This window comes from Acinetobacter sp. 16, from assembly GCF_033439925.1.
In the GTDB taxonomy this organism is placed as follows: Bacteria; Pseudomonadota; Gammaproteobacteria; order Pseudomonadales; family Moraxellaceae; genus Acinetobacter; species Acinetobacter junii.
Genome location: NZ_CP137746.1, coordinates 152,095 through 175,537 on the forward strand (window position 1 = coordinate 152,095; position 23,443 = coordinate 175,537).

16 protein-coding genes and 3 pseudogenes are annotated in these 23,443 nt (G+C 38.5%); 11 read left to right on the plus strand and 8 right to left on the minus strand.

Annotated elements, in window-relative coordinates; all coding sequences use genetic code 11:
* Window positions 1–66 precede the first annotated feature (66 nt).
* Window positions 67–1,419 carry an MFS transporter gene (locus tag R2H34_RS00725; RefSeq protein ID WP_039047595.1) on the plus strand — a complete coding sequence of 451 codons (1,353 nt, stop codon included), beginning with the start codon at window positions 67–69 and terminating at the stop codon, window positions 1,417–1,419.
* A 348-nt stretch (window positions 1,420–1,767) separates the two neighbouring features.
* Here the strand turns inward: R2H34_RS00725 and R2H34_RS00730 are convergent, their stop codons facing one another.
* Together R2H34_RS00730 and R2H34_RS00735 are read right to left on the minus strand one after the other, a co-directional pair.
* On the minus strand, window positions 1,768–3,027 hold the full coding sequence (locus R2H34_RS00730) for a type II toxin-antitoxin system HipA family toxin (protein WP_100834160.1): 1,260 nt from the start codon (window positions 3,025–3,027) through the stop codon (window positions 1,768–1,770).
* 4 nt (window positions 3,028–3,031) lie between these two features.
* A complete protein-coding gene (locus R2H34_RS00735; protein WP_087539453.1) occupies window positions 3,032–3,334 on the minus strand; it encodes a helix-turn-helix transcriptional regulator in 303 nt (100 codons plus the stop codon).
* A 177-nt stretch (window positions 3,335–3,511) separates the two neighbouring features.
* Here R2H34_RS00735 and R2H34_RS17855 point away from each other — a divergent pair.
* Window positions 3,512–3,648, plus strand: a pseudogene (locus R2H34_RS17855) (hypothetical protein); the annotation flags it as partial.
* A gap of 291 nt (window positions 3,649–3,939) precedes the next feature.
* Here the strand turns inward: R2H34_RS17855 and R2H34_RS00740 are convergent.
* From R2H34_RS00740 to R2H34_RS00755, 4 genes are all read right to left on the minus strand, one after another.
* The gene (locus R2H34_RS00740; protein ID WP_318342382.1) at window positions 3,940–6,897 is read right to left on the minus strand and encodes a site-specific integrase; all 2,958 of its coding nucleotides are present in this window, start codon (window positions 6,895–6,897) and stop codon (window positions 3,940–3,942) included.
* The gene (locus R2H34_RS00745; protein WP_087539450.1) at window positions 6,894–9,074 is read right to left on the minus strand and encodes a hypothetical protein; all 2,181 of its coding nucleotides are present in this window, start codon (window positions 9,072–9,074) and stop codon (window positions 6,894–6,896) included. Before R2H34_RS00745 ends, R2H34_RS00740 begins: the two co-directional genes overlap by 4 nt.
* Complete coding sequence (locus R2H34_RS00750) at window positions 9,071–9,568, minus strand: hypothetical protein (protein WP_000543471.1); 498 nt, start codon at window positions 9,566–9,568, stop codon at window positions 9,071–9,073. The genes R2H34_RS00745 and R2H34_RS00750 overlap by 4 nt, the downstream gene beginning before the upstream one ends.
* Window positions 9,569–10,150: 582 nt before the next feature.
* Window positions 10,151–11,080: an IS5-like element ISAba10 family transposase gene (locus R2H34_RS00755; RefSeq protein WP_004763228.1), complete on the minus strand. Its 930-nt coding sequence runs from the start codon at window positions 11,078–11,080 to the stop codon at window positions 10,151–10,153.
* 277 nt (window positions 11,081–11,357) lie between these two features.
* On the opposite strand from R2H34_RS00755, the pseudogene R2H34_RS00760 reads away from it, so the two are divergent.
* From R2H34_RS00760 to R2H34_RS00800, 9 genes and pseudogenes are all read left to right on the plus strand, one after another.
* A pseudogene (locus tag R2H34_RS00760) lies at window positions 11,358–12,296 on the plus strand (IS5 family transposase).
* Window positions 12,297–12,836: 540 nt separating this feature from the next.
* Window positions 12,837–13,445 carry a hypothetical protein gene (locus tag R2H34_RS00765; RefSeq protein WP_002159601.1) on the plus strand — a complete coding sequence of 203 codons (609 nt, stop codon included), beginning with the start codon at window positions 12,837–12,839 and terminating at the stop codon, window positions 13,443–13,445.
* Between the two features lie 91 nt (window positions 13,446–13,536).
* Window positions 13,537–14,301, plus strand: a complete 765-nt coding sequence (locus tag R2H34_RS00770; protein ID WP_000672051.1) for a hypothetical protein — start codon at window positions 13,537–13,539, stop codon at window positions 14,299–14,301.
* Between the two features lie 24 nt (window positions 14,302–14,325).
* Window positions 14,326–14,709, plus strand: a complete 384-nt coding sequence (locus R2H34_RS00775; RefSeq protein ID WP_000733361.1) for a hypothetical protein — start codon at window positions 14,326–14,328, stop codon at window positions 14,707–14,709.
* 123 nt (window positions 14,710–14,832) lie between these two features.
* On the plus strand, window positions 14,833–15,153 hold the full coding sequence (locus tag R2H34_RS00780; protein WP_000734101.1) for a hypothetical protein: 321 nt from the start codon (window positions 14,833–14,835) through the stop codon (window positions 15,151–15,153).
* Window positions 15,154–15,265: 112 nt separating this feature from the next.
* Window positions 15,266–16,198: an IS5 family transposase gene (locus tag R2H34_RS00785; RefSeq protein ID WP_005064486.1), complete on the plus strand. Its 933-nt coding sequence runs from the start codon at window positions 15,266–15,268 to the stop codon at window positions 16,196–16,198.
* A gap of 22 nt (window positions 16,199–16,220) precedes the next feature.
* Window positions 16,221–17,141: a hypothetical protein gene (locus R2H34_RS00790; protein ID WP_016164865.1), complete on the plus strand. Its 921-nt coding sequence runs from the start codon at window positions 16,221–16,223 to the stop codon at window positions 17,139–17,141.
* 103 nt (window positions 17,142–17,244) lie between these two features.
* Window positions 17,245–18,207: pseudogene (locus tag R2H34_RS00795) on the plus strand (IS481 family transposase).
* Between the two features lie 264 nt (window positions 18,208–18,471).
* Window positions 18,472–21,819: a DEAD/DEAH box helicase gene (locus R2H34_RS00800; protein ID WP_039047361.1), complete on the plus strand. Its 3,348-nt coding sequence runs from the start codon at window positions 18,472–18,474 to the stop codon at window positions 21,817–21,819.
* A gap of 17 nt (window positions 21,820–21,836) precedes the next feature.
* Here the strand turns inward: R2H34_RS00800 and R2H34_RS00805 are convergent, their stop codons facing one another.
* Complete coding sequence (locus R2H34_RS00805) at window positions 21,837–23,126, minus strand: type II toxin-antitoxin system HipA family toxin (RefSeq protein ID WP_016164863.1); 1,290 nt, start codon at window positions 23,124–23,126, stop codon at window positions 21,837–21,839.
* Window positions 23,123–23,431 (minus strand): helix-turn-helix transcriptional regulator, encoded by a 309-nt coding sequence (locus tag R2H34_RS00810; RefSeq protein ID WP_001005874.1) that lies wholly within the window; start codon window positions 23,429–23,431, stop codon window positions 23,123–23,125. Before R2H34_RS00810 ends, R2H34_RS00805 begins: the two co-directional genes overlap by 4 nt.
* Window positions 23,432–23,443 lie beyond the last annotated feature (12 nt).

Here is a 23,443-nt window from a genome sequence, read left to right on the forward strand (position 1 = left end):
TTTTGATCAAGCATGATCATCAGCATAAAAATTCAGAATAAAAATTTCCAAGAAAGGAAAATGAAGATGCAAACATTACATGGAAACGGTTCACATCCTAAAAAGTCATCACATCGTTTGGCGGGTATCTCCAGTATGGTGGGTACCACTATCGAATGGTATGACTTTTTTATCTATGGTGCAGCGGCGGCACTGATTTTCAATAAATTATTTTTCCCTAATCTTGATCCCCTGACAGGCGTACTCGCAGCATTTGGTACCTATGCAGTAGGCTTCATCGGACGACCTTTAGGTGGTTTAGTGTTTGGACATTTCGGCGACAAGATTGGTCGTAAGTCCATGTTGTTACTGACTTTGATGCTGATGGGTATTCCCACTGTATTGATTGGGCTGTTGCCTACTTATGAATCAATTGGCTATTGGGCTGCGATTTGCTTGGTGATCTTGCGTTTTATCCAAGGTATGGCAATGGGTGGAGAGTGGGGCGGGGCTGTGCTCATGGCTGTTGAACATGCACCTGAAGGTAAAAAAGGATTTTGGGGTAGTTTGCCTCAAGCCAGTACAGGTGGCGGTTTAATGCTGGCCTCAATTGCTCTAGGATTGGTGTCCTTACTGCCTGAACAAGCACTGTTTAGTTGGGGCTGGCGTATCCCTTTCCTCGCAAGTATCGTATTACTGGCTGTAGGTTGGTATATCCGTGTCAAAGTACCTGAGTCACCTGACTTTGAAAAAGTCAAAGAGCAAGCTGAGAATATTAAAGTTCCTGCGTTACAGGTCTTCAAACAACATCCAAAACAGTTGATTACGATTATTGTGGCACGTGCTGCTGAAAACGCATGGTTTTATATTGCATCAACATTTACTTTGGCTTATACCACGACCCAACTTGGAATCCCTCGACAAGAGATTTTGTTCGCTACCATTTGTGGTGCAGCAGTCATTCTATTTATGACCCCATTGTGTGGACATCTGTCCGATCGGGTTGGTCAACGCAATATGTTTATTTTTGGCTTATGCGTGTTGGCAGTATTTAGCTATCCATTCTTTAGTATGCTCAATACCAAAGACCCTGTACTGGTGTGGACTGCGATTGTATTGGCAATTGGTGTGGTGTTCCCGATTATGTATGCGCCGCAAGCACAATTATTCGCGCGTCAGTTCCCTGCCGAGATTCGCTATAGTGGTATCTCGATTTCAGTGCAGTTGGCTGGTGTATTGGGTGGTGGTATTGCACCGTTGATTGCAACCAAGTTGTTGAGTGTCGGTGGTGGCAATCCATATTTGATTATGATTTATATTGGTTCGATGGCGATGATAGCAATTATTGCAACAACTTTTATGCCGCGTGACCGAATTGCTGAAACTTATCAGCAATCAAATGAGCTAGATTTAAAAACGAAGATTACTGAACAATCCTAGTTTGCAAAATCTATAGATAAGAAAAAAGCCCTAATCTTTCGACTAGGGCTTTTTAAATTTGGAGCGGGAAACGAGACTCGAACTCGCGACCCCAACCTTGGCAAGGTCACCGAGATTTATTCCATTAAATGACTCTAATTATAAGTATATGATTTAATTAATAGTATATGTTTTTTGGTGGAGTAAAATTTTTAGTAATTTAGATCATTTAAGGGTATTTTGGTCACTTTATTTTAGACATTTTAGTTTGTAAAAGTCACCTATTTTTTGATACTGATTTTCATGAGAAATAACAATATTATATGATTTAATATAATGATTCTTAATCCTCATGAAAATGTTTTATATTCAATTCAATAAATGAATATTATGCTCAATCCTATTTTGGATCATTTGGAGAGTCTCTGCTTGAATTTGTCCAGGTAATAGATCATGAGCGATATTGCTGAATCGGATTGCAACCTTACAAATCGAACTAATAATTTCATCGACTTCTTGGGCAGAAAGTTCCGCTTCCTGAGTACCAAGTTTTACAAGAGCTTGTCGAGGAATATCCAGTGCCTCACCCATGATATCCATTTGATGATATCCACCTGGTCCTTCACAGAAAGTAACATCATAGGCAGGAGCGAGTTTCCATTGCCCATTATGGGACATCAGAAATGAAAAGTTTTTGCAATGATCATCTCGATTATTGAAGACTACATTGAAAACAGCTCGCTTGAATGCAATTGCTTTTTCGCGAACATCATTGGTGCAAAAGTGTGCAGCGCGAAGAAAGTTACTGTAGTCTAAACTCCCTGGTGATTTAAAATCAGCTCCGGTGAAGGCAGCTAAACTTTGCATAGGGATACGCATACCATCATGGCGGTCAAATCTTTTTGATGCAAATGCGGTTAATCCATTCGGAAGAGTAAAATATTGAGTATCAGGGGTATCAATATCACAATGACGTAAACATTCTGCATAAACAGCTTCAATTGCACAAACTTCAGGATGCTCTTGCTGAGCGGGAAATTTGATCAGCCATGCTTCATGTTGATGTGAGCTAACTGTTGAGAATTCGTTGGTGACAGGATCACGATAGACGAGTGCTTTTGGCCTTGCACCTTGCGGAGATCCACCCATAATTAATAAATGCTGTAAAAATTCTGCACCTTCTCCTTTGAGAACTTCCTGAACTTCTTGAGCGAGTTTAATCAGTGGAATATTTTTAGTTAATGCTAACTCAGGTGCTGAAGGTTCAAAGGATAATGCCCCCATCGCATGTGTATTAATATACGTGAGTCTTTCTAATGGCCCAATCCGTGCAGGATTGAATCCATTTTTTTTAAATAAGCGATCCATAAGTAGCATGCCCCAACCATCGGGTAAGGCATCATATATAGGACTTGGCAATCCCATTTGATGTGCAGGAAAGTTCGTTCTTAATGGGTCACCTTTTAATGGAAGTAGGTAAGAGGAAAGTTCTAAACCTTTACTGATCGCTTCTGCACTGTATTCAAAGGCGATTAATGGCCGACCTGTGATTGCGGTTGAGGAGACCAGTGTGCCCCAAAGCCAATATTCACCCCATCCATTGTAGTAAACATTAAGTTTTTTGAGCATGGACTTATTTCCTTTTGATACGTTGGCGAGCCGTATTGCTCTCATAGCGGAGAATGTCATTTACACTGTTTAAATGAGGTTTGAAGAGTTCCTCTACTTCTTTTAATCGGCCCAATACCATGGCAACGCGTACTAAATTTTCAAATGAAACATTTCGACCAGCTTCCAGATTAGATACTGTATTCACACTAATACCAGCACGTGTAGCGACGTCTGCCTGAGTCATTTCCAGATAAAGTCGTTCTTTGCGAAGCCTTTCACATAATAAAGTAACAACCTCTTCAGGTTTTTTAAATTTTAAATCCATAATATTGGGTCTTATATCTATATATATATCTATTAAAACACAAAATAATGGATTTATAAAATAAGCCATTTGATCGGTAAGGAGGGTGCTTAATTGGCCTGATTAGATCTTATTAGATTAAAGAAGTCTAATTAGACATTTACAATCTAATAGAGCCTAACAACTTGCTTTAAGCTCAATCAGTTTCGCCTGTTGTCGCGAGGAACCGGTATTTGCTATCAGGTTAATCTGGAATATCTGGCACAAGTGGTTTGGAGCAATGAGGTTATGGGCAGGGGTTTATCTTTTCTGATACCTTATTGGGTACCGATTCACAACTTATTCATCATATTCTGAAAATATTTCTTCAATTTCATTGTGCTGCGGCAATTTATGCTTTTTTATTCACTTCGAATTGTAAATCAATACTGCAAATTCTTGTTTAAATGATCATTAAATTTTGTGCTAACTTGGACAGACATTATTTGGCTAGTGGGACAAACAGTTATTGCTCTTTAAGATGATTAATTTAATCACTCACGCTTGGAAGTCCATATTAAATCATTACAGGAATGACTGGTAAACCACGAATAAGAATGCGTGGCAAACTTATCCAATAATTTGCACTAAAGATGAGAAACTATCATGAGATACATCAGTAACTTGAATACTCCAAGTGCTTTTGCATCTTTATACTTGAAAGAGAACTTGATTCGCTCTTCCTCCTCATTCAGGCTAAAATTTTCTGTCCGTAATGCTAAATCCTGTAATGTGTTTTTGAGCTCTGTCTTGCTCTGCTGAGAGAGTTCTAAATGAAGATATTTTTTGGGAAATAAGCTATGAATAAAAGAAAGAAGTTTCTTCAGTTGCCGTTTTTCATTCAGTTCAAAAATTAACTGGGCTGAATTGGGCTGAACTTTTTCAAGATAAATTGAGTAGATCGTATTGAGCTGTTTTTCATATTGAGTATGTACAGTTATGAAGCGTTCCTGAACATGATGGATGATCTGTTTTTCTTCTTGATTGGTCGGTAACATGGTGACTAATGCATCGGGAGCTTTCCTTGAAAAGTCCGTGGTAAATAGTCGGGAAGATTTTTTTTGGTTTACACAGGAAGTTTTCAAATGCAGAGCTCTGGCACGTAATTTTTGTGCGATTTGCAAAGGAATGGCTTCAGGTAACAGAAGATCTTCTTCTTTTTTTACTGCAAGAATGTGATGCAACAACTCAAAAGTCATTTCTGAGTCATGTGCTCCTAGCATCAGCGAATCAGGCGATTTCTGTTGCCCTAGTTGATATTGATGATCATGTTGCCTGTAACGGTCTTTAGTGAGTTGATCAAATAAAAACTGTTTGATCGCCCGTTGCTGAACAGGATATTTAATAGCATCATCATGTTTCAGAATATTAAAATAGGCTTCTTTAGGAAGTGGGCTGTGCATTTGATTCAGCTGATAACTGATCGCCAGATGCATCAAATGCAGATAGCTTGAACAAGTGGTTTCAGGTGTTAGGTGCCCGGCAAAATGAGAAAGCGCATACCAGGTTTGCTGAGTATTTTTGTTTCGCAGCAATGCATAACGGATGCGTAGTTGATCATTTGGCGTATAGTCTGTAAATGCATCAGCAAGCGGTGAGTGTTTTAAAACCAGATAGAGATGATTAAAGGCTGAATGACGCAGACTATGGTAAGTAAAATTGTGCTCTCCGAAAGCTGAATGGATCAATTGTTTCAACAGAGCATTGATTTCATTTTCATGAGTCTCTTCTAGGGACTGTTTTAAAAATAGCGGTTGAGTAACTGATTTTCTTTGTTCTTTTAGCAGGCGTTTTCTATTCTGACTATATGTTTTAAATGCATGTAATTCATCGGCTTTAAGTAGATGATGTAGAGGAATCTTGCGGTAAGCAGAGTAGCTTTTTTGATTTTTATTGCGATTGTTGCGAATGGTGAGCATCACAGCATCTTCACTAATAAATAAATCACGTACAAAGATATTTAATGTTTCATTGATCCGTAGTCCGACTCTGAACCCCAGAATAAAAATCAGTTTAAATATATTTTTATCCTGAATCGAAATATCTTGAGTATTTTCGAGCTGCTCTAGCATGTGGTGAAAAATATGGGGCGATATCAATGCGGTTCTGCAGATTTTTACCTGGATTAAATTATCCAGATCAACAGTGGGTGCATTAAAAAATAAGGTCTGTTTGTGATGAAACTCCTGTAGACGTTTTTGTAAAGTCGCTTGAGTCGTTTCTTTCTTTAATAGAAGCATTTCCCCATATAGATCTTCAAAATCAGCATCTGAAAATGATGAAATATCTTTGTCTTGCGTTGCCTGCAGCCAATCGACTGCAAACTGTGAAAACATGGTTTTTAGAGAGCTTTGTTTAATTGGCTGAAAATCTGCGCGTATAAGCTTGCGCTTAAATCGTTGCTGCTGCTGAATAATATTATTGAGATCGTCCAGTTCTGGCTCCGTTAATTTTGAGCGCAGAATGGTCCACAACAGTAAACGTTCCAAGGCAGGAGATTGTTCTCCGGAATATAACTTTATGAGTTGATCGCTATGGCCTTCTGCACGAATAGCTTGACGTATCTTTACTAAAATATCGGCTACATCTAACGCAATAGTGATCGTAGACTGGTCCCGAGGGTTTTCACAAACATTCTGAATCGTATGGGTAGGCGTGGGTTCAGGCTGAATAAAATAAGCTTCTAATTGTTTTTCGAGAGGACTGGAACTGTAAATTTCATTTTTTAAGATACAAATGGACATTTGATCCAGTCCGCTGTTTTTCAGGAACTGTGTATAGTAAAAACCGTATTTTAACAGGTCTTTACAACGCACCTTCTCTTCAGGGAAGCATTCAATAATACAAGCGTTAATCAGATGTTCTGCATCTTCGATATCTGAAAATAAATCAAATTTTTGATGTTTTAGTCTGTAGATCCAGCATTTCACAATGTCGTGTAGCACAAACGTTTTTGTATAGCTGACTGAAAAATCAGGGTCATTTATACGCTGATTACCGAAATGTCGGTTCGGGATTTCGAGTGTAACCATATGATTCAGGTTTAAAAAACTTTGAAATTTCTTTGTTTTTAAAATGATTTTTAAAAACTTTTGCAGTTCGGTATGGTTATAAATGCCATTGAATAATATTGAACTGATCAAACAGAAGCCAAGTGATTGGGTTGGACTGAAGTCATTATGTTTTGTCCAGTAAGCAATCATATTTTGGGCAAATTGAGTAACTTTTTTACCATGTTTTAAGGTTTCAATATTTTGTTGCGGCAGAGTCCTTTCGTGCCTCACGGGTGCGGCAGGCACCGGATAGTGTTGATTCGATAAAAGATTAAAGCGCCTGATATATTTAGCAAATTCTATACGTGCTATTTGGTAGCTTCGGATATAGGATTTACAGTGCTCTAAAAGTCGATCATCAATTTGTCGATAAACTTCAGGATAATTTTCAGGTGTCATCTCTGAGCATTTTTCGCTAAATAATTGCAGAAGAAACGCTTTTCTATCTCTATGTTTCTTTAATCGTTTGAGCGAGTGAGGATGTTTGCTCATGTAATCATTATTCCCGTGAAATTTGACATGCTTTTAAGCACTAAGGTTTTGACCAACTTGTCTTGTGCTGCTCTAATTTGATCGTAATCCGTTGTCTGAAAAGCTGAATAGCGGTCAAACAGTTCTTGCATGGGCTCATCGTGACCAAAGATGCCCTTAACTACATCTTCATTACAGTATTGGGCAAAAAAATAACGAGTAAAATGACGGGTCCAATTACGTTGTAAGGCTATTTCTGTACAGTATTTTTGAATATCAGAGAGTTCCAGATTTCTGATATATTCTTTTGAGTCATAAAATAAGAGTAAGAGACGCTTGCCATCAAGGACCTCATGAATTGCTTGTACTTTTTCTTGAGGTAGATAAGCTTTAGTGAGGGAGAGAAAGTGTTTTAAATATTTTAGGTAATACTGTATTTCATCACGAAGATAATCATTAAACGGTAGATATCGCCCAATGGTGCCCGAATAACGCTGCTCTTTATCTGCAACAGCCATCAATTGATTGTCGAGGTCAATATAATCTAGATTGGGTGGGAAAGATTCGCTTGGTCGTGCCGACGTGATGAGCATACAAACATGCCACAGCCAGAGTGAATAATGATTTAAGGTCTGAAAGGGATTTGGATTATTCCGAACTTGATGGTCAAGCTGGTAAAAAAAGGACTGGACAAATGGAAGATCAGGTACTTGCTGACTGCCAAACGTAATAGGGGATTTAAATTCCTCAATATATCCAGTGTCAAGCTGAGGACCAACCAGATCAAGTGTTTGAATATAAATATCTAAGATATCAATAATTTTTGTTGAAAAATAATGGCATGGAGTGTAGTTGTTAACATTCTCCCCAGCGAATAATTTACTTTCTAACTCATATCCTAGTTCATTCAATGTAATGTCACTGATTAAACGAGGAAGATTTTGAGTTGTTAAAGGAAAAGTAAGATCATTGTTGATTCTACGTATATATTCTTGTACCTCTGAAGAAATATCGGCTTTATCCCACTTTTTTAGCTGAAGTATCTGCGTCAAATAAACTTTGGGTAAGGGAATGGTAAAAGAATTGCCGATATTGAGCATGTATTCTTTTAAAAATGTATCTTTAAATTTAGAGCTATCAATACTTTGACGAAAAAAACAGTTTTCATGACTGAAGCGGATTTCTTTACTTTTTGAGCTTAGCAAGAAACGTGTTCGGAATACTAGCAGCTCTTCATAATGCGTGAAACTAAGGGCTGAAAACAAAAGCAAAGCATGAATTGGAGAATTTTCTGCTTGTTCAAATAAAATACCCATAATATATCGTGCCGTAGGCAAATCGAAAACTCTAGGGTTTGGTTTGTTCATTAACTCATTTTTGTATTTATGCAGAACTCTGTTCTTGAGATTATTGATTTGAGCTGTAATGGAGTGTTGTTCTAAAGCATTAAATTCGAAATTATGATCTTCGACAGTTTCCTGCATTGTCTCTTCAATAGGCAATTTTGCCTCGCAACGTTCAAAATGAGTTTGATAGGTTATTTCATCGTCGAGCGTTATTTTTGATGCCTTTCTAACATCAGTTTGAAGGGTTTCTTGGGTGCTTGGACGGCTTTCTCGATGTCTTTTTTGACGATCTGCTTGCGTATGCGCATAGGTATAAATAACGCGAATATCTGCTAGTTGTCCAATTTGCTTCGTGGTTAAATTTGGTGTGGAGCGCTCAAGTAGCTTTTTATTCTCCGTTTCAGCTAAATTTAAAAACTCATATAAATCCTTCCACTCTATGGGAAGAGCTGGTAAGAAGTTATAAAGCCAGTGGTATTCTCGCTTTGTGCTGGCTAAACGAAAGCGCATACAAAGATTAGCTACGGTGGTTGCATGTTCTTTGCTATCAAGCAATTCAATACATTGAGTATTGAAAATAGCCCATTTTAGGGCATTAGCTTGATATGCCGAAGGGGTGTTAATGACTGCGATAAGATAGTGAACTAGTGGATACTCACTGATTGATTTTTCTGCAAGCTGTTGATTTATAATATTGTTAAGCTCAACGATTTCAGTAGGTTTGATGAAGTCATTGAGTTTGATTGAATTTTGAAAACTTTCTAGCTTTACTTCTGCCAGTGCTCGATAGAAATTTCGAAACGACTCAAGTTTTAATTCTTGAGTATCTTCTAAGTAACTATATCCGTTCATGATGATATTCCAGCCAGAATTTTTTCTAATGAAAGTGGACCAGCATAATTTGAAATAGAACTTACTGGACTTTGGGATTTAGATAGCCCTGATAATTCTCTTAGATGATTGATAGTTAAAACTTCCTGTCCGAAAACTTCCTGAAGATGTGCGGCTAAGTATTGTTCATTTAGCCAATGCGCGATGATATCTAAGCCATGAATTGAGTGATGTAATCCGGAACACAGTAAGGCCATTACTTCGCTTAAAGCCTGGATTGTGAATTCGTAGGAATTATTTTTCTCATAAGCTCTAAACGTAAATTCATTTTTATTCTTGTTGTAAAAATAGGCATAGATCCAGCTGAAATGACTACTAAAAAAATAGTGACCCAGTGTGTTAGTGGTAATGAGTGGAATGTCGATATTCTGTTTAAAAGCTAAATCAAGATGGTAGTTCTGTTGTTTATCACTCAATTGGAGGAATAAAGCTATCCATATTTGATATGCATGCATACATTTTGGATAACACTTTAAGTGCAGATTTTTTACAGCTACACGGTAATTTTGAATCCCCTTTTTTGATTTTGACATATTTTATTGTCTCGCAGAAAGTTTAGATCAGATCTAAATACTGATAAGTTTTTTTTAAAATTATTCTGTTAAATCAAAGGTTTTTTATTTTCCTTAAAATCTCTAAAATTAAAGTATTTATTGTTTACATTTATATTGTTCAAATACACACTAAAAAATTTGCTTAGTAGTTTCATTAGTAATAACCATCGAAAAATAATAATGTTTTAGGTTGTGTTACTAACTGAATCTCTAAAACTAAAGTCTTTAAGATTCAGTAAATATTAATTATTAGGGAAAAAAAGAAGGATGCCTTTTAGTATCCTTCAGTGATCCCAGTCTGCTAACCAGTTTTAAAAGTATCACATTAAGTTGTTGATAAAAATAGAATAAATATTTATTCTAATTGAGATTATTTTTTAAAAATTAGGCAGATAGCCTAAAAATTGTTTGAGTTCCGAGTCATTTTTAATGGCTTTGTTGCACAAATAGACGAAAGGTAGAGTTGTTCTAATCTTCAGATATTTATGCAACAGCCACCGTTTTAGCTGTACCAAGTTGAGTAAATTTATTCAAAATATCGACTCTTATTTGCAAGTCAACCACCTGACGATTAAAGCATCGACTAGATACACCTTGTCCAAGTCGTTTCAAGGCAAACATTTTAGCCTCTATTCGGGATCGTCGATGATAACCAATATCTCGTTTCCACTGCTTTTGACCCTTGTCCCAACAGCCTTGTACTGCATGATTCCTTGCTTTACCAATTTCATTTTCCGCCCATAAAGCAGCATTGGAACGAGGAGGGATAATTACATTTGCTTGCCGTTTCAAAATCGCATCATAACAATTCACTGTGTCATAAGCACCATCAGCCGTGACAGATGCAATGGGTTCATCAATTTGATCTAAAAGAGGTTGGAGCATTTCAGCATCACCATATTGGCAGGTCGTGACTTCAACCGCTTGTATTTCTCCACTGTTTGCATCTGTCGCAAGATGTAATTTCAGCCATTGTCGATGTTGGTTTACGCCATGTTTTTTACGCACCCATTCCCCATCACCTGTAACTTTGATCCCTGTGCTATCAACTAAAATATGCAAGTCTTCCTGTGGATTTTTTGCTGATTTATGTAGAAGTGGCTGGAGCTTATCTGCTCGCCGACTCAATGTTGAGAAGTCTGGAACATTCCAGTCGAGGTGAGCCATTTGCAAAAGGCTTTGAATGAAACCTTGTGTTTGGCGTAAAGCCAGTTGGAACAGGTTTCGTATCGTCAGGGCAAATTGAATTGCTATATCAGTGTAGGTAGGTTGCCGTCCTTTTTTTCCAGTAGGTGTTGCAGACCATTGCATTTGGGGATCAAACCAAATGGTGAAAGCACCCCGTTGACGTAAAGCCTGATTGTACTCAGACCAGTTCGTTGTTTTGTATCGGCTTTTTGATTCTGTATTCATCTAACATGTATGGGGATGAAATTTATTTATGCAACAAAGCCATTTTTAATACAAAAAATTACAATTAAATTTCGGCTGAGGTACATTGTGGCGTACAAGAAGTTTTAATTTAAATAGGTGCCAGTCCTGCTTTTTTTGTTAATATCGATTTAAAAATAAAAATCCTGTTGAAAGTGTATTATATAAATATCTTGTAAATATATAATGTTTATCAGTTTAAATTGGCTTTGTTGAACAAAGCTATTCTAAAAGGTTTCATCAGCAATATCATTTCCAAATGAAGAAACCTGAATCCAAAATCTATCGCACAACGAATTGTCTTATAACCAAGCTTTAATCAAGCGAGGAAATATTTCAATTTGGTTCGATCCCCAGACTCAATGGTATGCTCAGCCACAAGCTAAACATGCAAGAAATCAAACCTATTCTGATACAGCAATTCAGTGCTGTTTGATGATCAAATTTATCTTTCGACTTTTTTGCGTATGGTCACAGGCTTTGTGCAAAGCATTATTCAACTCAGTGAGTTAAATTAGACAGCACCGGATTATTCCACACTTTGCAGACGACAAAAGCAGATTAATATTGCGATCAGCTATCAAAAAAGTCATGAAGGACTACATCTATTAGTAGACTTAACTGGCCTAAAGTTTTTAGGCGAAGGCGAATGGAAACGCAAGAAACATCAGCCTGAATATCGTTGGCAATGGCGTAAAATGCATATTGGTATAGATGCTAAACCTTGCAAATACGAGCTATACAGCTCACAACAAATAATATAAGTGATTCACAAGTCTTGGGTGATCTGCTAAATCAAATCTCATCTGATGAACTCATTGATTCTGTCTATACCGATGGAGCATATGATACGAAATTGTGCAGACACGTGATTTCAGATCGTCATGCACATGCGGAAATTCCTCCAAGAAAAAATGCAAGGTCATGGAATGATAGGAAATTGGGATCTTTAGAAAAAATGAACTATTGAAAACTGTCAAACCTCTAGGAAGAACGCTTAGCAAAAATGGCCTAGCTATCATCGGTGCAGTTTGGTTGAAACTAAGATGCATTGCATCAAATTATTGGGCGGTAAACTCAGTGCAAGAAGTTTTGATAGTCAGGTCAATGAAATTCATGCACCTTGCGTAGTAGTACTACTCATGCCTTAAATAAATTTACAGAATTAGGTCGACCTCAAACCCAAGTTGTCACTTAAATTTGAGCAACTTAGGAAAGCTATTTCTTTAAAATCTTTATACAACAAAGCCGATTGACTCTATATCTTCTTAATTTTATTATGCGATTGCGGGCACACATTGCCAGTCGGTTTTAGCAGACCGTTGATCCAGTACGGAAAATAGCTTGTCTATTTTTCGTGGACCTTCTCGTCCCCCTTTTATCTTTATGGTAGGACAGAAGGGGGACACCTTCGGGTGTGCTGGTTCCTTGGATCCCAGTCTGCTAACCCTCTTTTGTTCTGCCACCATTATTTAGCAGTGATATGGCAGAACTTCTTAAGATTCAAGGAGTTTCTCATGCTGTACCAATCTTTTCTAATTTGCGACTCACCCCATGTTCAACCTTGTTGTGCTTTGCAACGAGGGCGATACGGCTAATTTATTATTATTCGTCTGTATTCAAACAACATTTTTACAAGAACAATCCAACGGTGGATGGCTAAGTCACGCCTATAAAAAATAAACCTTTTTATATCTGCTGGTGATTGTGCATTGCATTGAACATGCGGGAAACAACCATGACTGAATTAAGCAAACCCAAAATCATACCTATTGAACACCGTCCACAAAAATCTAAGCTCTTTATAAAATGTGTGGTCTTACCCATCGTGATCTTTCTCATCGTTGCCAAAATCTTCTCTTTTGGTGCTTTCGGTTACATCTTCTTTGGCTTTGACCTGTTCTGGTTTGTGATCCTTTACTACCTTTATGAATATGGAAATACCTACTTTGACGGGATGACTGAACAACTCAAGCGTCAAGGAGAAACTTTTAACTACCAAAACCGTGGTGTTTGGATCAACAGCCAAGATAAAACCATTATTCTGTTTGATCAGCCAGATCAACGCCTCGTGAAATATCCCTTTGATTACATCACTTCCGTTGGACACTACAACTTAGTTGAAGATAATTTTAGAACCACGACCACTGTGATCAGCAATCCAATGATGGGAACACATGTCAATCAACAAGTTCATCGCACACCGATGAAACGAGAGTTTCAAGTCAATATTGGCACACGAGATCCATTCAAACCGAATTACAGTCTAAAAGTCCTATTTCCTTGGCGTAGTCCACAAATGGCCAGTGAAATCCGTCAGCTACTATCAGCGGATCATTATCAATAACTGATGTTAAACGATTAAAAATAAATAAGTATTTTACACGAGCACTTCTTGCGGGTAGCCAAAGCCCGTAGGAGATGCGAGGATCATTAAAATGAAATTTCGATTTAAACCTCTACTGATCAGCAGCATGACCTTGTTGATCATGCAGACTGTGACGGCTCAACCCCTGTCTACATCTAAGCCATTCACCTTAGAGCAGGGCTTAACTTGTCTGGATTGGGCCAAGAAAGAACAATCTTTGAGTAACCACTTAGCCTTGATGGGCACCGAAATGAAATGGCCATCTGGAATCACCTCATTACAGCAACAATTTCAACAGCAGTACCGCAAACAAAAGAGCAGCGTCATCAATGATCCTGATGATGAAAATTTCTGTGAAGATTGTCCTGAAACCGAAGTTTATTTACCCAATAGCAAAAGCAATCCCATCAAAAGGATTGAAACCTTAGTACACGTCAGTGTTGCAGGGGCAAAAACTGCAATCTATCGTGCTGATGACATTAATAACACCAAACAAAAGATTGAGGATGGATTAAAGATTCAATTTAGTCGCTATAGCGGACAACAATTGAAAAGCTTTAAACAGCAATGGGATAAAGCTTCAATGCATGATGATCAAAACAGAAGCAAGACCCACAAAGTCTTTCAGCAATATCCACATTTAAAGGTCTTTGATGGAGAGGTTTTCAACAATCAAAAGGTCTACACCCCCAAACAAATTTATATCTATAGCCAGCCCTATAAAAGAGATGTATCTGATCCGAATGACATGATTGCTTTTATTAGCCTTTATGACAATCCAGTAAATCCATCACAACACATCTTACAGTGTGGCTTTATTGACAATGTGTTTTAACAACTAAATTAAGAGTCTATTCAAATGAAAAAATTAATAATTGCAGGATTATGTTTAAGTCTTTCAACCTTGGCTAGTGCAGGCGTAAAAGAAAGCTTAGTTGGTAAACGATTGGTCTTAGATTTACCCGATGTAGAATGTGCAGGCTTGTCCTTTTCCAAGAATGGAAAAGATGCTGCAATGTATGCAGAAATAGGGCAATGCCAAGATCCATTACCATTAAGAGTAAAATGGTTAGATGACAAGACTTTCATTTTGATTGAGAAAGTACGAACCAATGAAGTTTCTCCACCACGTACTTATTTATACCTGGTAAAAAGCTACAAGAAAAATGGTGTTGAATTGACAAATATCTCGACAGGTTGGGGAGATCATAAAGATACGACCATCAGTTATTATTTTAAATAAAGAGAAGGATTGGCAGCTTAGAGCATGCGTTAAAAAACAATCAATCAACGATAAGTCATAGGTTTAAAACAATGAACTACTACGCAGAGGACCCCTTCTAGGTAATGTGACCTAGGAGGCAATATGAAAAAGCTGAAATTTCAGTACCTACAACCTGAAAATACTCACCCTAATGACGGTATACGACAACGATACCCTCATCTGAGAAATGTGTATCATAAAAAGTTCAGTACACTTCAAGAGCGTAGTTTTTATTTTCTTCATTTGATTGAATATAAGAACTATCCTTTAAAACTTCGTGTTGCACGAGGTACGGGCTTGCCTGAAGAATGGGATGATTTACCTGCTTATGTCTATAAAGTTGCAAAAAGTTGGAAGCATAATTCTAGAAGACGGAAGCAATATTTTAACAACAACCAAAATAGTAAAATGAGTAAAGAATAAGCTGACTAAAAGATAGAAATTGGAGCTATTTCTCCATTACTTTTTTGGATATATTTAAGGCTTTGTTGCACAAACCTATCTGTAAAGGCTTTTTCAGCGATATAATTTTCAAATGAAGAAGCCTACACACAAAATCTACCGCACAACCAATTGGCCCGCATATAACCGAGCACTCATTAATCGCGGAAATATTGCCCTTTGGTTTGATCCTGCTACGCAATGGTATGCTCCATCAAAAGGCAAACAAGGGCGAAATCAAACCTACTCCGACGCAGCCATCCAATGCTGCTTAATGATTAAATCCTTATTCCGTCTATCTTTACGTATGGTCACTGGCTTTGTGCAAAGTCTGATTAAACTTTGCGGATTAAATTGGACCGCACCAGATTACAGTACGCTTTGTAGAAGACAAAAGCATATTGATATTGCAATCAGCTACCAAAAAAGTAGCGATGGGCTGCATCTACTCGTAGACTCTACAGGGATGAAGTTTCTAGGTGAGGGCGAATGGAAACGCAAGAAACATGGAGCTGAATATCGTCGCCAATGGCGTAAACTACATATTGGTATAGATGCCAAAACCCTACAAATACGCGCTATTCAGCTCACAACCAATAATGTCTGTGATTCACAGGTGCTTGGTGATTTACTTAATCAGATTCCACAAGATGAGCAGATTGACTCTGTTTATACCGATGGAGCTTATGACACCAAGCAATGCCGTCAGGTCATTGCAGATCGGCAAGCACATGCGGTGATTCCACCTAGAAAAAATGCGAAACCATGGAAAGATACAAAGAGTAGCTCGCTAGAGCGAAATGAATTACTTCGAACAATTAAACGTTTAGGTAGGACACTATGGAAAAAATGGTCAGGCTATCATCGCCGAAGTTTGGTTGAGACTAAAATGCACTGCATCAAATTATTAGGAGATAAACTCAGTGCAAGGAGCTTTGATAGCCAAGTCAATGAGGTTCATGCACGTGTAGCAGTCCTCAACAGATTTACGGAATTAGGTCGACCACTTACCCAAGTTACGCCTTAAATTTGGCTCAATTAGGGGCGCTTTGCCTTTCAAATCTTTGTGCAACAAAGCCGATGCAGGCCTGCATAGTGAAGGGCAGTTTGTAAAAGCTCTTGATGAGTTTTCAAAACAAAATGGCTTAATGGGGAAAGCCACACATTGGATTAAAAATATTGGTTCTTTAAGTACAGAGGTGGCAGGGGTAAAAGCTGAAGTGACACTTCTACAAGGACAAGTGAATTCCAGTATTTTGTCTAGCATTACTAAACTGGCTCAGCAGGGGAAACCTATTTTACTGTTACTTGATGAGATTCAGGCTTTAGCTAGTTCAAAATATAAAACCACGATTGCCAGTTTACGTACCGCTTTAGATATGCATAAAGAAACAATAAAGGTAGTTTTTACTGGTTCAAGTCGAGAAGGCCTGAGACAAATGTTTTCTGTGAGTAGTGCTCCCTTTTTTCATTATGGACAGAATTTACCTTTTCCAAATCTAACAAAAGCATTTACAGATCATCTGGCAGATGTATTTAATCAGACAACAGGACGTAGTTTGAATAAAGAAATTTTATGGCACGCTTTTTTAGATATGAAGCAAAGTCCTCAACTAGCAAGATCATTAGTGGAGCGTTTAGCCTTAAACCCAATGCTGGCTATAGATTTTGCCAAGGAACAGCTTATAGCCGATACAATGGGGCATCGTGACTTTTCGGGATTATGGGGAGAGTTTAAGTTATTAGAACAGCTAATTTTAAAAGCCATAGCGGAATCACAAGTTGAACTTTATAGTAGTCAATTTAGACAACATCTGGCTGATTCCATTGGTGTAGATAACATTGCGGTACGGTTCATTCAATCGGCCCTACGTTCTTTATCAAAAAAACAAATTATTTTTAAACCAGAAAATGGTACTTATGAAATCGAGGATGCTCTTTTTAAAGAATGGATTATGGATGAAGCATAATTTTGAAAACTCATTTGGATAAAAATTAACCGTACTGAGCTTGTCGGAGAATTTTTATTTAAGTATTTTATTCATAGACATTATTTCAATATAATGGGTGTCTATGAACAGAGAAATTCAACAAAGACTCGTATGAGTTAAATTATTTGAAGAGACTAATGATGCTGGCCTAGTTTGTCGGAGATGTGGCATTTCTAGACCAACGTTACGCAAGTGGTGGAAACGATATTCTGAGCAAGGTATTGATGGATTAAGTAGCCAGAGTAGACGTCCCTTAAAATCGCCAAATACTAAAATCAATGCTGAGCTAAAAGCCTTAATATTAGAAATGCGCTCAGCTAGAAATTTTGGTGCTCGACGTTTGCAAACAGAATTGATGAGGCTGCACGGAGTCTCGTTGTCCTTAGCGACTATCCATAAAGTACTATCCACCCATCAAGTCAAACCGATTAAAAAATTCCGTCGTAAAGCAGATTTCATTCGTTATGAACGCCCATTACCAGGCGATAGAATTCAAATGGATACCTGTAAACTGGGTCCAGGACTATATCAGTACACATCTATCGATGACTGCACACGATATCGCGTTTTAAGGATATATAAACGCCGAACAGCAGCGAATACTCTCGACTTTTTAGACTGCGTAATTGAAGAAATGCCTTTTCCCATACAGCGAATACAGACCGATCGTGGGCGGGAATTCTTTGCTGAAAAAGTACAGAAAAAAATGATGCAGCATGGAATCAAATTTAGGCCAAATAAACCAGGTTCACCTCATCTGAATGGCAAGGTAGAGCGTTCACAAAAAACTGATAAATCTGAGTTCTACGCTACTGTAGATATCAATTCTGAGGATATCCAAGACAAGCTAGCCGAATGGCAGCATTACTATAACTGGATGAGACCACATTCAGCGTTGAAAGGTAAAACACCGATGGAGAGGTACTTTGAATTATGTGAAGAAACTCCTTTCTCAGATGAAGTCCAGAAGCAATACAACCCCTCAAATGAACGGATTCAACATGCCAATTACAAGATGGATCTAGAGATCGCTAAATTGAAATGATCTCTATGAATCACACATAGAAACAATGCTAAAACTTTTGACCCCATTTGGTTTAAAATTAACTGTTGTGAAGAAATGATCACTTTCTATCAGGATATTTTCGATCTCAATGAACTGTTTAACTTCTCGAATTTGATTGTCTTTATTCACAATATTCCTATTGAGTGAGTCGAATCTGTGCTCAGGTTGAGCAGTTCGGCTACTGTTCTGAAATGACAGCTTTGTCCGTTATAATTGTATAAACATTTTTAGTGTCTGGTAATCATGTCGTCATTGATCAATTTTCTATCTCGCTTTAGTACTGCAACTCTTCATCGTAGTCTGAGCTATGCTAAGCACATTGATAGGGAAACAATTGAGTTTTTTGAGGAAAATGATGATGTCACGATGTATGCTCAAATTGAAGGGACAGATTATTACGATACCGCGATTACCTATAATCCCCAAAAAGACCGTTTAATCGATGACGACTGCACTTGTCCGGTTGGATATAACTGTAAACATGCTGCTGCTTTAGCGCGGTTATTCTTTCAGGAATATCGCCAGGAATTTCAACAGCGTTATGCTGAATCTCAATCTCCGCAGGGAATCGCAAAACGCCGATGGGGGGATGATCAGGCACAGCGCTGGTTGAATGATTTTAAACGGTATTTACAACAGACTGAACCAGAGCAATCTGTCAAAACAAACAATTATTTAATTTACCTGCTAGATCAGTCGGTCAGCTTAAAGAAATTGACAGTTGATGTTCAGAAGGCCAGACGCAATAAAAACGGCTCGATTGCCGGTGAAAGTGATTATACCCAATATGAAAATATCACCAGAAAGCATCTGACTTTACCTGAACAAAAACGACAATTATTTAACCAGATTTATTATTACGCCAAAATAAACAGCGACGAACGCTTTTATCAAAGCAATCTTGATATCTCCGGAATTTTATTGGAGCATTTCAAATCTTTTATTCAAAGTGGCGATGTTTATTGGCAAAAAAAGAGCCATGCTGCACTTCAATGGTCAGAACAAGGCTATCACATCGAACTGATCTGGCAACAAGGTCTAAACAAACAGACAGAGCATTTAAACATTGAATTGGTCAATGGTGATATTCGACTCGATTTAAAATCAAATCCTCATATTCAGATTCTCGCAAGCCATCCACCATGTTATGTGGATATTCAACAGAACACGGTGGGCCAGTTATATGGTGAATATACGGCAAATCTTCTGTACCATTTTTTACAGATGCCTGATCTTCCATCTATGCTCTTGCCAGAGTTTGAGCAACTGACTCATCAATATTCAGACGTGAAAAATCTGCCTCGGCCCGAGTCTATTCAGCATATTGATGTCCTTGAGGGTAGTCCCCAGCCAATTTTACGCTTCGGTGTTTTAGATACATTTGATTGGAAATTAGAGGAGTCTGTTTGTGCTGAAATTGAATTCTCCTATGCTGGTGGGCGAATAAAAGCAGGTACATCAGGTGACAGTTTTATTGGTGAGCAGCATGGAAAAATGGTGCGACAGCTTCGGGACTTCGTTCAGGAACAACAGTCAATCCAGCGTTTACAGCTGTTGGTCGAATCACTGAAGTGGGTGAAAGATCTTAGTTATGACCAGCAATTAAAACTGGATAAACAACGTCTTGATTCTATGGTTTTTGCTTTCTATGGAGACTGGATCAAACAGCTGATGCCCATCAATCAAATTGAGTTGATGGGCTGGCAGATAGAGCATCTGGAAAACAGCCCCTTTAACCTGCAATATGTCGAAAATTTAAATATTTCTATCACTGAATCTGAAGGTCAGCAGGACTGGTTCAATATCGGGGCGACGGTTCAAGACAGTGCAGGTAATTCTTATAATTTGCTTGATGCGCTCGTAGCTTTGGTGCGAGTAAATCCTGATTTACTTGATCCGCGGACGTTTATTCATCTGCATGACAGTCAAATTTTCACCGTGAAAACTGCAGTTGATCAACCTGATTTGGCTCTATCCGCTAGGGATATTAAGCCGGTATTGTTACATCTGCAGAGCATTTTACAGCAAGAAGAGCGCAGTATTGATCGCTATGATGCGAGTCAATTATTAGAATTGCAGCATAATCTTGGGATGACATGGCAGGTCAGTGATCGCCTGCAGCAATTTGTACAGAAATTCAAACAAGGCTATCAGCAACAACTGCCGACACCACAAGGTTTTCAGGGGGAGTTGCGTCCATACCAGCAGCAGGGCTTAGGCTGGTTACAGTTTTTAAGGGAAACCCAGCATGGCGGGATTCTGGCAGATGATATGGGCTTGGGGAAAACAGCACAAACTTTAGCCCATTTACTCATGGAAAAGCAGGCTGGATATTTGCAGGACAGTCCCGCCTTAATTGTTGCACCCACATCGCTGATGCATAACTGGTTCAAAGAAGCGGAGAAATTTACCCCTGAGCTCAAGGTATTGCTGCTACAGGGGCCCGACCGCCATCAGAATTTTGAGCAGATTCCGCACTATGATATTGTGTTAACCACCTATCCGCTTCTAGCGAGAGATGAAGAACAACTAAAGCAATATGAATATCATCAACTCATTTTGGATGAGGCGCAGAATATCAAAAATCCGCGTGCCAAAGCTGCACAGGTAGTACGGCAATTAACAGCGCGACATCGTTTGTGTCTAACAGGTACCCCGATGGAAAATCATTTGGGTGAGCTGTGGGCACTATTTTATTTCCTGATGCCAGGATTTTTATATTCACAAGAAATTTTTAATAAAAAGTACCGTCATCCGATTGAAAAGCGCGGTGATGAGCAGTTAAGACAAAAGTTGGTCAACCGGATTAAGCCCTTCATTTTACGTCGCTTGAAAACTGACGTAGCCAAAGAGTTGCCAGAAAAAACCACGATTGAAGTCAATATTGATATGAATGACCAGCAATCCAAGTTATATGAGGCTGTTCGTGCCACGATGCAGGAAAATATTCAGAAAATTGTGGCAGAAAAAGGCTTTAAACGTAGTCAAATTCAAATTTTAGATGCCTTACTGAAGCTACGTCAGGTGTGCTGCCATCCTAGCTTACTAAAGCTGGATTCAGTGAAAACCGGGCAGGCACACTCTGCCAAACTTGAACAGTTGATGGATATGGTCGTTCCAATGGTGGAGGAGGGGCGAAAAATTCTGATCTTCTCTCAGTTTACCTCAATGTTGGAACTGATTGAGCAGCAGCTCCATCACGCAGAAATTGGCTATGTGAAACTGACTGGAAAGACCAAGAAACGGGATGAAGTCATTACAGCATTTCAGTCTGGACAAGTGCCGGTATTTTTAATCAGTCTGAAAGCAGGAGGGGTCGGTCTGAATTTAACCGCCGCAGATACAGTCATTCACTATGATCCATGGTGGAACCCTGCTGCTGAAGATCAAGCTTCAGATCGTGCATGGCGGATTGGACAGGACAAGCCAGTATTTGTGTATAAGCTGATTACCAATAAAAGCATAGAAGAAAAAATTCTTGCCTTACAGCAAAATAAAGCAGAACTGGCACAGTCTATTCTAAGTACCGATCATGAGGGCGAAGCGAAACTGACGGAAAATGACGTGATGAACTTGTTTGAGAAATTTTAGTTTGGTTTCAGATTACCCTAATCATCTGTAAGTATCTGAAAGTCTGGATGCAATTTTTTCCAATGTTCTCTTAATTTTTCTTTATGAACAGAAATCATAGGTAAGTCTAGTAATAGCACTGGCCATACTGACCGTGCTTTGTCCATGATCACGTGAAGCTGTTTTTCAATAACACGCCATGGAACACCGACTTTTTCAGCCCATTGTTCAAAGTGTTTCATCTCAGCTAAATACCAATCTTTATTTTTGGCAAGATTTAATGCGAAATGACGCTCATTTTCAATATATACACTGGTCATTAATATATCGTATGCGGGAGATAATCTGGGTGCACTTTTATCATGATAAATCATACTCCAGTTTTTTAAGTGCGCATCTCCATTGGCGAGTAAAATATTGACGAGTAAGCGGCTGGCAAATTGCTGAATATCAAGAATTTTGTTATCTGAATATTGATAAATGATCTTTCCTATCTGCTCATAATTTGTGGTGCTGTATTTCTGATGTGGATATGCGCCGAAGATCTGAGCAAAATCTTCGATGTGAATAAGCTCTGTAGTATCAGCAGTACTCTGTCTATCAAATCTTTTGATTGCGAAAGCATATTGCTCTTGGGGTAAATTTAATGGTGGAAGGTCTTGTAAAAGGGCCATATCCACCAAGCGAATCTCAGGGACATCTATTCCGACCGTTTTGGCAAGGGTCATCATAGAATATTCATTTAGCGGAACAAAAGCATGTCTGGAAGAAGGAGTTTTGATAATCCAGTCCCCGAGTAGAGTCGTTTCCGTTGCCTGTGCTAGTGTAAAACGCCCATCTTTGGCTTTCATGGAAAACTTCATTTGGACGCCGGCCAAGGAAAACTTATTATCTGTTCGAATCTCTTGCTTTAAAATCTGATCTGGATTCGAGATCTGCAGTTTGAATTTTATTTCATCTGGAATTTCTTCTGGATCTAATGGGGTCGCAATGAGTGCTCCAGGTAAGTCATGACCTAAAGCTGCCAATAACTGAAATTCATTGTCTATATGTACTTTAAGGCTTTGTGCAATGAGTTCGCGTAATGCGCCTTCTGGTAGCAAGTTTGATAGCAAGGGGTGTAAGCGCTGATGTGTAACATAAGTCTTTTCTAAAATCTTATCTGCTTGAGGATACAAGGGGGAAGTCAGCAAGCTCAAGGTCTGGCGTTGCTGATCAAATCGGAAAGAATCCGTAAAAACCAGAATATTTTTTCCGCTCTGAAATCCTGCCAAGTATCCAACGACAGCGTGATGTAATGTTAATTTCAGGACGGCAACAGTATTCATGGTTCCTCTCCTCCGAGAAGACCCTTCCATGGGTTAGTCATTAAGTCATCCTGATCTTCAATAGTGACTTTAATTTCATCATTCAATAATTGTCTAATCAAATGAACCTTATCATCAGGGATGAGCATCAGTTGAGCATTTAATCCTGCCGCGATAATTTCTAAGGTCTCTAATCGAGGGTTGCCCTGACTTTCCAGCTTTTGGTATTGCTGTCTTGAAATGCCTGTACGGGATTGCATATCAACTTGCTTTAAGCCCAATTGGGTTCGTCTTTTTTTGATTTGCTGAAGTAAAGACTCATTCATTGTAGACACATT

Coding starts and splice junctions, on each gene's coding strand:
- R2H34_RS00785 (WP_005064486.1), top strand. CDS start 15,266: ATGAAGAAGCCTACACACAAAATCTACCGCACAACCAATTGGCCCGCA.
- R2H34_RS00725 (WP_039047595.1), top strand. CDS start 67: ATGCAAACATTACATGGAAACGGTTCACATCCTAAAAAGTCATCACAT.
- R2H34_RS00730 (WP_100834160.1), bottom strand. CDS start 3,027: ATGCTCAAAAAACTTAATGTTTACTACAATGGATGGGGTGAATATTGG.
- R2H34_RS00745 (WP_087539450.1), bottom strand. CDS start 9,074: ATGAACGGATATAGTTACTTAGAAGATACTCAAGAATTAAAACTTGAG.
- R2H34_RS00750 (WP_000543471.1), bottom strand. CDS start 9,568: ATGCATGCATATCAAATATGGATAGCTTTATTCCTCCAATTGAGTGAT.
- R2H34_RS00740 (WP_318342382.1), bottom strand. CDS start 6,897: ATGAGCAAACATCCTCACTCGCTCAAACGATTAAAGAAACATAGAGAT.
- R2H34_RS00735 (WP_087539453.1), bottom strand. CDS start 3,334: ATGGATTTAAAATTTAAAAAACCTGAAGAGGTTGTTACTTTATTATGT.
- R2H34_RS00775 (WP_000733361.1), top strand. CDS start 14,326: ATGAAAAAATTAATAATTGCAGGATTATGTTTAAGTCTTTCAACCTTG.
- R2H34_RS00780 (WP_000734101.1), top strand. CDS start 14,833: ATGAAAAAGCTGAAATTTCAGTACCTACAACCTGAAAATACTCACCCT.
- R2H34_RS00770 (WP_000672051.1), top strand. CDS start 13,537: ATGAAATTTCGATTTAAACCTCTACTGATCAGCAGCATGACCTTGTTG.
- R2H34_RS00755 (WP_004763228.1), bottom strand. CDS start 11,080: ATGAATACAGAATCAAAAAGCCGATACAAAACAACGAACTGGTCTGAG.
- R2H34_RS00810 (WP_001005874.1), bottom strand. CDS start 23,431: ATGAATGAGTCTTTACTTCAGCAAATCAAAAAAAGACGAACCCAATTG.
- R2H34_RS00805 (WP_016164863.1), bottom strand. CDS start 23,126: ATGAATACTGTTGCCGTCCTGAAATTAACATTACATCACGCTGTCGTT.
- R2H34_RS00765 (WP_002159601.1), top strand. CDS start 12,837: ATGACTGAATTAAGCAAACCCAAAATCATACCTATTGAACACCGTCCA.
- R2H34_RS00800 (WP_039047361.1), top strand. CDS start 18,472: ATGTCGTCATTGATCAATTTTCTATCTCGCTTTAGTACTGCAACTCTT.